The 9124-nt window shown below is 63.5% G+C and carries 11 protein-coding genes and 1 tRNA gene; 7 read left to right on the forward strand and 5 right to left on the reverse strand.

The features are described from left to right. On the forward strand, nt 1-702 hold a 702-nt coding region (locus WCE35_RS26210; RefSeq protein WP_424596215.1), incomplete at its 5' end, for an alpha/beta hydrolase. Between the two features lie 25 nt (nt 703-727). Continuing rightward, a complete protein-coding gene (locus WCE35_RS26215) occupies nt 728-1198 on the forward strand; it encodes a nuclear transport factor 2 family protein (protein WP_424596216.1) in 471 nt (156 codons plus the stop codon). Between the two features lie 106 nt (nt 1199-1304). Here WCE35_RS26215 and WCE35_RS26220 read toward each other — a convergent pair whose 3' ends face one another. The 3 genes from WCE35_RS26220 to WCE35_RS26230 are packed head-to-tail and all read right to left on the reverse strand — an operon-like array spanning nt 1305 to nt 3998. Then, nucleotides 1305-2099 (reverse strand): acyl-CoA thioesterase domain-containing protein, encoded by a 795-nt coding sequence (locus tag WCE35_RS26220; RefSeq protein ID WP_424596217.1) that lies wholly within the window; start codon nt 2097-2099, stop codon nt 1305-1307. Nucleotides 2100-2133: 34 nt separating this feature from the next. Then, the gene (gene queG, locus WCE35_RS26225; protein ID WP_424596218.1) at nt 2134-3357 is read right to left on the reverse strand and encodes a tRNA epoxyqueuosine(34) reductase QueG; all 1224 of its coding nucleotides are present in this window, start codon (nt 3355-3357) and stop codon (nt 2134-2136) included. Continuing rightward, complete coding sequence (locus WCE35_RS26230) at nt 3306-3998, reverse strand: glutathione S-transferase family protein (protein WP_424596219.1); 693 nt, start codon at nt 3996-3998, stop codon at nt 3306-3308. The genes queG and WCE35_RS26230 overlap by 52 nt, the downstream gene beginning before the upstream one ends. A 183-nt stretch (nt 3999-4181) precedes the next feature. Here WCE35_RS26230 and WCE35_RS26235 point away from each other — a divergent pair, with 183 nt between their 5' ends. Next, nucleotides 4182-4985, forward strand: a complete 804-nt coding sequence (locus tag WCE35_RS26235; RefSeq protein ID WP_424596223.1) for an undecaprenyl-diphosphate phosphatase — start codon at nt 4182-4184, stop codon at nt 4983-4985. Between the two features lie 41 nt (nt 4986-5026). Here WCE35_RS26235 and WCE35_RS26240 read toward each other — a convergent pair whose 3' ends face one another. Further along, nucleotides 5027-5995 (reverse strand): complex I NDUFA9 subunit family protein, encoded by a 969-nt coding sequence (locus tag WCE35_RS26240; RefSeq protein ID WP_424596220.1) that lies wholly within the window; start codon nt 5993-5995, stop codon nt 5027-5029. A 149-nt stretch (nt 5996-6144) separates the two neighbouring features. Between WCE35_RS26240 and WCE35_RS26245 the strand changes: the two genes are divergently transcribed. Beyond that, nucleotides 6145-6231: transfer RNA gene (locus WCE35_RS26245), tRNA-Leu, on the forward strand. A 228-nt stretch (nt 6232-6459) separates the two neighbouring features. Here WCE35_RS26245 and WCE35_RS26250 read toward each other — a convergent pair. Beyond that, nucleotides 6460-7209, reverse strand: a complete 750-nt coding sequence (locus WCE35_RS26250; protein WP_424596224.1) for an NYN domain-containing protein — start codon at nt 7207-7209, stop codon at nt 6460-6462. A 162-nt stretch (nt 7210-7371) separates the two neighbouring features. Here WCE35_RS26250 and WCE35_RS26255 point away from each other — a divergent pair, with 162 nt between their 5' ends. From WCE35_RS26255 to WCE35_RS26265, 3 genes are all read left to right on the forward strand, one after another. Further along, the gene (locus WCE35_RS26255) at nt 7372-7986 is read left to right on the forward strand and encodes a ribonuclease D (protein ID WP_424596221.1); all 615 of its coding nucleotides are present in this window, start codon (nt 7372-7374) and stop codon (nt 7984-7986) included. A gap of 132 nt (nt 7987-8118) precedes the next feature. Beyond that, nucleotides 8119-8853: an LPS export ABC transporter periplasmic protein LptC gene (lptC, locus tag WCE35_RS26260; protein WP_424596222.1), complete on the forward strand. Its 735-nt coding sequence runs from the start codon at nt 8119-8121 to the stop codon at nt 8851-8853. 11 nt (nt 8854-8864) lie between these two features. Beyond that, nucleotides 8865-9124: LptA/OstA family protein (locus tag WCE35_RS26265; RefSeq protein ID WP_424596225.1), on the forward strand; the 260-nt coding region annotated here is incomplete at its 3' end.

Here is a 9124-nt window from a genome sequence, read left to right on the forward strand (position 1 = left end):
GGCCGCGCGCCCGGGCTGTTCTGGCTCGGCGGGTTCAATTCCGACATGAAGGGCACCAAGGCGCTGGCGCTCGACGCCTGGGCCGCCGAACAGGGCCGGGCCTGCGTCCGGTTCGATTATTCCGGCCATGGCGAGTCCGGCGGTGCCGTCATCGACGGTACCATTGGACGCTGGCTCGAGGAGAGCCTCGCGGTATTCGCGCGGTTCTGCAGGGGGCCGCAGGTCGTGATCGGCTCGTCGATGGGCGGCTGGATGGCGCTGCTGCTGGCCCGCGAAATCGCCAAACACCAATCCAGCGCCGCTTCGCTCGCCGGTCTGGTGCTGATCGCGCCGGCGCCGGATTTTACCGAAGAGCTGATGTGGAAGGGCTTTTCTCCGGCGATTCGCCAGGAGATCGAGACCAGGGGCGTCTGGTTGCGGCCATCGCCCTATGGCGATGGCGCCCCCTATCCGATCACGCGGGCGCTGATCGAGGAAGGCCGCAATCACTTGCTGCTCGGCAGCGCCATCAACGTCGGCTGCCCGGTTCGCATCCTGCAGGGCGCGCAGGATCCGGACGTGCCTTGGCAGCACGCGTTTGCACTGGCGCACCGGTTGCCGGCGGAGGACGTGGTGCTGACCGTGATTCAGGACGGCGATCACCGGCTGTCGCGACCGCAGGACATTGCGCGCATCATCGCCGCCGTGGCGGAGATCGGGTAGGTTGGCATCTCAGGGAGAAAACGCCATGAACATGTCAGCCATGCTGCGCGCGTTCTGCGACGCCGTCGAGCAACGCAATGGCAAGGCATTTTCGGAATTGTTCACGCAGGACGGCGTCTATCATGACGTCTTCTACGGCGCGTTCGCGGGCCGCGCGAAAATCGCTGACATGATCGATGACTGGTTCTATCGCACGGCAACCGATTTCCGCTGGGACATGCACGCGCCGGTCAGCGATGGCGATACCCTCTACGCGCGCTACACCTTCAGCTATCGCTCGACACTGCCGGAGGCCAAGGGGGCGCGCGCGATGTTCGAGGGCGTCGCGATCATGACGCTGCGCGAGGGCAAGATCGCGGAATATCACGAGGTTGCCAACACCGCACCGGCTTTTGTCGATCTGAATTTCGCGCCGGAGCGGATAGCGAAAATCGCTGCAAAACAGGGCGCTGCGCTGAAGGCGCGGCCGGAGATGCGGCGGCATCTGGCGGGGTGATTCGTTTTCCGTCATTGCGAGCGAAGCGAAGCAATCCATTAGGCCGCAAGACCAAGACTGGATTGCTTCGTCGCTGACGCTCCTCGCAATGACGCTCGGAGTCTACTCACGGCGGCGGTTTTGCCATCGGCCTGCGCTGCGCCAGGGCTGCGACCGTCGAGGTGCCGATCGGCCCCTTTTCGTCATAGAGCCAGCACTCGCCGATCGCGACGCCGTCGGTGGCGTGATGGTTCACCACCTCGAAGCCGATCCACCGCGTTACCGGCAGGCGATGCAGATAGATCGTGACGTCGCTGTTGATATAGCCGAGCCCCTGATCGCCGGCATTGGCGAACGGGCTGGCGAAATCGGCTCCGGTGGCGACATGGACGAACGGCGTCATCGGCACGCCCTCGACCAGCTCGCGCACCTCGCTCATCCACAGCCGGCGCTCCCCGAGCGAGCCCATGCCGCCCGTGATCGGACGCGTGGTCCACTTGCCGTTCATGCCGAGCCGCGGATCGGTCGGCGCCGCGATGGCGTCAGGTGCCGGCGCGTCCCAGTTCGGCGGCGACCACACATTGCCGGGCGCGTTTTCCGTCTTGCGCAACAACTGGCACGACGCGCGCGCCATGCTGGCGCCGCCGGAGACGAATTCGGCCTCGATCACCTTGATGCGCAAGCCGTCGCGGACGAGTTTCGTGGTGACCTCGACCGGCGTCTGGATGTTCGGGAGACGAAACATGTCGACCGTCAGCCGTGCCGGCACGAAATCGTCCGCGCCGTGACGCGCTTCGATGACGAAGGCCAGCAGGCCGATGACGACGCGGCCATGCATCGAGTTGGGGTCCCACGGCCCGTTGGCGGCGGTGGTAGGGATAAAGGCGTCGCGGTCCCTGGTGAAGAAAGGCTGATTTGTCATGGCGCGCGACCATGACTGAATCCGCGCGACGAAATCAAGGGCGGCTGACACCAGTAGGGCCGAGCAAAAATTTGGACGCCGCCTGCCATTCCTGGCGCACACGATCATCCACCTCCAAACCGACCGCTCTCGCCGCCAGCGCGTCAAACGTCTCTCGGTCAACCAGCTGCGACAGCGCCCACACCGCGGCGCCGCGGATCAGGGGGCTTTCGTCGCCGAGCAGCCGTTCGGCTTGATCGGCCAGCGCGGCATCGCCCGAGTTGCCGATCGCAATCAGCACATTACGAATGAAGCGGTCGCGGCCGATGCGCTTGACCGGCGATTTCGCAAACAGTGCGCGAAAGGCCGCATCGTCAAGCTGCACCAATTTCGCCAGCTCCGGCGCGCGCAATTCCGCGCGGGCTGCGAGCTTCGCCTCGCGGCCTTCTTGCGCGAACTTGTTCCAGGGGCACACTGCGAGACAATCGTCGCAGCCATAGATGCGGTTGCCGATCGCTTTGCGGAATTCGCGGGGGATCGGACCCTTGTTCTCGATCGTCAGATAGGAAATGCAGCGCCGCGCATCGAGCTTGTAGGGCGCGGGAAATGCCGCGGTCGGGCAGATATCCTGGCAGGCCCGGCATGAGCCGCAATGATCGCCGACCGGCTTGTCGCGCGGCAGCGCGTAAGCCGTGAAGATTGCGCCGAGAAACAGCCAGGAGCCGAATTCGCGCGAAACCAGATTGGTATGCTTGCCCTGCCAGCCCAGCCCGGCGGCTTCCGCGAGCGGTTTTTCCATCACCGCGGCGGTATCGACGAAGACCTTGACCTCCTCGCCCGTCGCTGCCGCCAGCCATCGCGCCAGCGCCTTCAGGCGCTTCTTGATGACGTCGTGATAGTCGTCGCCCCGGGCATAGGCCGAGATCGCGCCGCGGTCGTGCCGCCTGAGAATCTCCAGCGGATCTTCGTCCGGCCCGTAATTGACGCCGAGCATGATCACCGAGCGCACGCCCGGCCACAGCACGCGCGGATCGGTGCGGCGCTCGGGGCTCGTTGCGAGCCAATCCATGTCGCCATGGGCGCCGGCTTCGAGGAATTCGCGAAAGTGCGTTCCGGCTTCCGCGATCGCATCCGGTTCGGTCACGCCGATACAGTCGAACCCGAGCGCACGGGCCTGCCGCGCAAGCTCCACCTTCACATCATGCGGATCAGGCTGGTCGGCTGCGTTCAGAAGTCGAGATCCACATAGGTCCGCGATGCCGGAACGCCTGCCAGCCACTCGCTCAGCAGCGGACGGAATGACGGGCGGGATTTGACCCGCGCGTACCACGCCTTTGCCGCGTCGTCCTCGTTCCATGGCACGTCGCCCAGATAGTCGATCGCCGAAAGGTGCGCCGCGGCGGCGAGGTCCGCATAGGTCAGCCGGTCACCGGCGAGATAATTCCGCGTCCGGGCCAGCCAGCCGATATAGGCCAGATGATAGCGCACATTGGCCTTCGCGGCGCGGATCACGTCGGTTGCCGGCGAGCCGCCGCCCTCCTGTTCGCTCATGAAGCGCTTGTAGATGCGCTCGGTGACCAGCGGATTGGAGGCTTCCTCGAAGAACTTGTCGTTGAACCACGCCATCAGCCGGCGGACCTCGATGCGCTCGCCGATCGAGCGCGGCAGCAGCCGCCGCTCGTCCACTTCCATGCCGTGAGCTTCGTCGAGATACTCGGCGATAATTCCGGCGCCGGGAATCGCAGGCTGGCGTTCGGCGATCAGTACCGGCGTGGTGGCCGCGGGATTGAGTGCGAGAAACGCCTCGCGCCGTTCCCAGACCCGTTCGTCCACCAGCCGGAAATCGATGCCGTATTCACCGAGCACGAGGCGAATGAAGCGCGAATGCGGGCAGAACGGATGATGAAACAGCGTGTACATGAAGTCCTTGGTAGTTTCGCGGCGCTTAACAAACCATCAACCGGCGAGACCTTCGGCGAATTCGGGACACTAGCCATTGACACGCATCAGGCAACCGGTGTTTTGGCGGTTTTTGCGATTGCGGCAAATGCGCGAATAAGCGAGAAGGGCCCGGCTTTTGCAGCAAAAATGGACCACATCAAGATGTCGGATGCATTGCGGGCGGTGATTCTCGGCATCGTCGAGGGGGTCACGGAATTCCTGCCGGTTTCCTCGACCGGCCATTTGTTGCTGGTAAAGCGCTTCTTCGGTCTCGGCGAAGGCGGCTTCTGGGACAGTTTCATCGTGCTGATTCAGCTGGGCGCGATCCTCGCAATCGTCGTGATCTATTTCGCCAAATTGTGGCAGATCGCGCTCGGCATGTTCTCCAATCCCGACGACCGGCGCTTCGTCATCGGCGTGCTGGTAGCGTTCCTGCCTGCGGTCATCGTTGGCTTGATTTTCGGGAAATACATCAAAGAGCTCCTTTTCGATCCCTTTGTGGTGTGCTTTTCGCTGATCGCCGGCGGCGCGGTCCTGCTGTGGGTCGATCAGCTCGATCTCAAGCCGCACGAACACGACGCGACGCGATTTCCGCTCATGATGTATCTGTGGATCGGCTTTGCGCAGTGTCTGGCGATGATCCCCGGCGTGTCGCGCTCGGGCGCCAGCATCGTGGCGGCGATGCTGCTCGGCGCCGACAAGCGCGCGGCGGCGGAATTCTCGTTCTTCCTGGCGATCCCGACCATGGTCGGCGCCTTCGCCTACGATTTCTACAAGAACCGCGCCGAGATGACGACCGACCACCTCGGCATCGTCGCGATCGGCTTCGTGGTTTCCTTCATCACCGCGATCATCGTGGTGAAGACGTTCCTGACCTACGTCACCCGCCGCGGTTTTACGCTGTTCGCGTGGTGGCGCGTGATCGTCGGCACGCTCGGCCTGATCGCGCTGGCGATGGGGAAGTAACACTGTTCGCCGCGTCGCGGCGAACGCCGCGACGACCGAGCCTAGACGCCCTTCTTCCGGAACTGCCCGCTGGCGCGGAAGCGCCAGAGATATTGCGGGGCGATCGCCTGCATCGAATCCGGCGTGATCCCGAGACCTTCCAGGGTGAGCCCGGCCGCCTTTGCGGCGTCGGAGACGACATTGTCCGAGCGCAGCAGCGCCACCTGATCCGGCGTCAGCTTGAACGCCCCCGGTGCGAACTGCAGGAACAGCGCCTGGAATTTTGCCAGGCCGAACGGCAACGTCACCAGCATGCGCTCGCGCCCGGTGATGACGAGGATGATCTCGATGATCTCGCGCAGGGTCAGCACTTCCGGCCCGCCGAGTTCGTAGGTCGCGCCGGCCCTGGTCTTGCCATCGACGGCATCGGCGACCGCGCTTGCGACATCGCCGACATAGACCGGCTGCAGCTTCGTCGACCCGCCGCCGATCAGCGGCAGTACCGGCGACATCTGCGCCAGCGCCGCGAAGCGGTTGGTGAACTGGTCCTCGGGACCGAACACCACCGATGGCCGCAGGATCGTTGCCGTCGGCACCGCCGCCAGCACCGCCCTTTCGCCGGCGGCCTTGGCACGGCCGTAACCCGACAGCGAGTTCTCGTCGGCGCCGATCGCGGACACATGCACCATCCGTGCGCCGACGGCGCTGGCGGCCTTGGCGACGGTTCCGGCACCCTTGCCCTGCACCGCGTCAAAGGTCTGCGCGCCGCTTTCCGCCAGGATGCCGACCAGATTGATGGCGACATGGCAATCGCGCATCGCGGCCTCGACCGAAGCCGGATAGCGCAGATTGGCCTGCACGGCATGGATCTGGCCGACCTTGCCGAGCGGCTGCAGGTGGCCTGCGAGCTCCGGCCGGCGCACCGCGACGCGGACGCGGTAATCACGCTTGCAGAGCGCCCGGACCACGTTTCGCCCGATAAAACCCGATCCGCCAAAGACCGTGACCAGCGTTTCCGAGTTCGATGCCATGGGGTCAGTTCCTGCCGGTCAAATCAGGGCGATAAGGCGCCGTATCTGGCGGATTCGCGATACGCCATCATGCCAGGTCTGTACAGACCATTCGGACCGCCGTTCGCCAATTTGACAAGCGCGCGACCGATCCTTAGTAACCGGCCCGGGCCCAGGTGGCGGAATTGGTAGACGCGCTGGCTTCAGGTGCCAGTGGCTTCACGGCCGTGAAGGTTCGAGTCCTTTCCTGGGCACCATTTTTGCCCATGCCCATCAATCCGGCAGAAATGCTTGGGATCGGTCAACCCGAGCGGGTTGGGGCCGTGACGACGGACTATTTTTCTTCTCGTGCCCCCGGGGGCAGCGCAGCGCGATTGCTGGGAGCCGGGCTCACTCTACTTTGCATGGGGTTGTTTTCGCGATTTTTTGTCCAGGCCCTGCGGTGCACCGCCGAAGAGGCGCTACGCGGACGCGGCGAACCTCCACTATTTTTTTCCCTTGGCGCTGCCGCCGGGCTTGGCCCTCATCCGCATATTTCCGCCGTCGAGCTTTTCAATGTCGAAGGCGCCTGTTTTTCGCACAAGATCGCTGAGCTTGCTCAGTCCGTACGAGCGCACGTCGAAATCCGAAAACAGATTCAGGATTTGCTTGCCGACCGGGCCGAGCATCACCCAGCCATCCTCGCTCTCGATCTGTGAAACGGCTTTTTGCAGAATCGGTATCGCATCGCTTGGAGGTCGTAACGAGTTCGATTTGGATGCCGCATCCGCGCCGGCGGCGACGGCTTCCGGCAACAGGTTCTCGGTGTAGATGAACCGGCGGCATGCCTGCCTGAAACTCTCCGGCGTCTTCTGGGTTCCGAAACCGTATACGTCAGCGCCCTGTTCACGCAGGCGTGAGGCAAGGCGCGTAAAGTCGCTGTCGGAAGACACGAGGCAAAAGCCGTCGAACCGTCCGCTATGCAGCAGGTCCATTGCGTCGATGACGAGCCCGATATCCGACGCATTCTTGCCTTTGGTGTAGGCGAACTGCTGGTACGGATCGATGGCGTGCTTTTGCAGGATTTCGATCCATGATCGAAGTTGCGGGCTGGAAAAATCCCCGTAGATGCGGCGCACGCTGGCTTCGCCGAACTTCGCTACCTCCTCGAACAGTCCGTCGGCGATCTGTGGCGAGGTATTGTCAGCGTCGATCAGCACGGCAAAGCGGGGCAGTCGCTGCTGTTCGGCTTTCATAAGGACATCCTTGGTTGTGGTGACGGCCGCCGCATATTGACGCAATCCGGATGATTCTGGAAAAGACGCCAGAAAGTACGCCATCTGGCTCGCCGCGCCCCTCGTTTGTTGGCGATTTCAACGGTAGCTTGGTCCACATCGATTCGACGAGGTCCGTATATCATGACCATCCGCCTGCATCGCGGCGATCTGCCCGATCTGTCCCGCTACAGGGATTCCGTGGCGATCGATACCGAGACCATGGGGTTGCACCCGCATCGCGACCGGCTCTGCCTGGTGCAGATGTCGAATGGCGACGGCAGCGCTGACGTCGTTCAAGTGCCGAAGGGACATGCCGACGCGCCGAACCTGAAGGCGCTGCTCGCCAATCCGAACATCACCAAAATCTTCCACTTTGCGCGGTTCGACCTCGCCGCGCTCACCAATGCCTTCGGCGTCATGCCGCAGCCGGTCTATTGCACCAAGGTCGCCTCGCGGCTGGCCCGCACTTATACCGATCGGCATGGCCTCAAGGATCTGGTGCGCGAGGTGCTCAACCTCGACCTGTCGAAACAGCAGCAGTCGAGCGACTGGGGTGCGCTGACCCTGAGCGAGGCGCAACTGGCCTATGCGGCTTCCGACGTGCTGCATCTGCACGGGTTGCGCGAGCGCCTCGATGCCATGCTGGCGCGCGAGGGCCGCACCGAACTGGCCAAGGCCTGTTTCGAATTCCTGCCGGTCCGGGCCAGGCTCGACCTCGATGGATGGGAGGCTGAGGACATCTTTGCCCATTCGTGAGGGCGCGCCGATTTCGAGCGCTTTTGGCGCTGTTCCGGCCCCGTTTCGGTCACACGGGTAACGCGAGGTTCCGGCTGCATAATCCGGCGGTACCGGGTAGAATGGCGCGCAATCCTCGTCCCTGGAGCAGCGGTGAATTCGGTCCAAGACCCAGCCTACCCGACCGACCTCGAGGCGCGCTTTGCCGCAGCCGCGCGCCACAGCCGGATGGTGCGGGCGCTACGCCTGGCCGTTCCAGCCGCGGTGATCCTGGCGATGGCCGGCATCGTCGCGGCGTCGATCTTCAACCCGTTCCGGATGCTGCTGCCCAAACTGCCGGTCGACATCGGAAACCTCGTGGTGTCCGGCACCAGGATCACCATGGAATCGCCGCATCTCGCCGGCTATTCGACCGACCAGCGGCCTTACGAACTCTGGGCCAAGGCCGCGACCCAGGACCTGACCGATCCCGATCATGTCGAGCTCAAGGCGATACGGGCCAGGGTGCTGATGGAAGACCGCTCCACGGTGACGATGGATGCCCGCACCGGCCTGTTCGACAGCAAGCAGCAATTGCTCGACCTGCGTAAGGATATCTTCCTGCAATCCTCCACGGGCTATGAGGCGAAACTCTCGCAGGCCTATGTCGATATCAACAAGGGCACGGTGACCTCGGATGAACACGTCGACGTCAAATTGCTGAACGGAACGCTGAGCGCCGACAGGCTCAGGATTCTCAACAGCGGCGAGGTGGTGCGTTTCGAAGGCAATGTCGTGATGAACTTGATCATGGACAGTCCCACGCCAGCCGACGCGCCTGCCGCACCCGAATCCGCGGCGCAGCCGAAGACGCGATCCGTCTCCGGCAAATCCGCCAACACGAAGTGATCATGATGACGATGCTTTCCGCGCGCAGTTTTGGGCCGGCGGTGTTCGCCCTCGCGCTGACGGCTTGCAGCGGCGCGCTCGCGCAAGGCGCGATGTCGGGCGTGCCCAATGCCATGCAGGGCTTTTCGCAGAACCGCGACCAGCCGATCCAAATCGAAGCGGCTTCGCTCGAAATGCGCGACAAGAAAAAGGAAGCGACATTTTCCGGCAATGTAAAGGTGGTGCAGGGTGACACCACCATGACCTCGAAAACGCTTGTGGTGTTCTACGA

This window comes from Bradyrhizobium sp. (genome assembly GCF_049691595.1).
Taxonomy (GTDB): Bacteria; Pseudomonadota; Alphaproteobacteria; order Rhizobiales; family Xanthobacteraceae; genus Bradyrhizobium.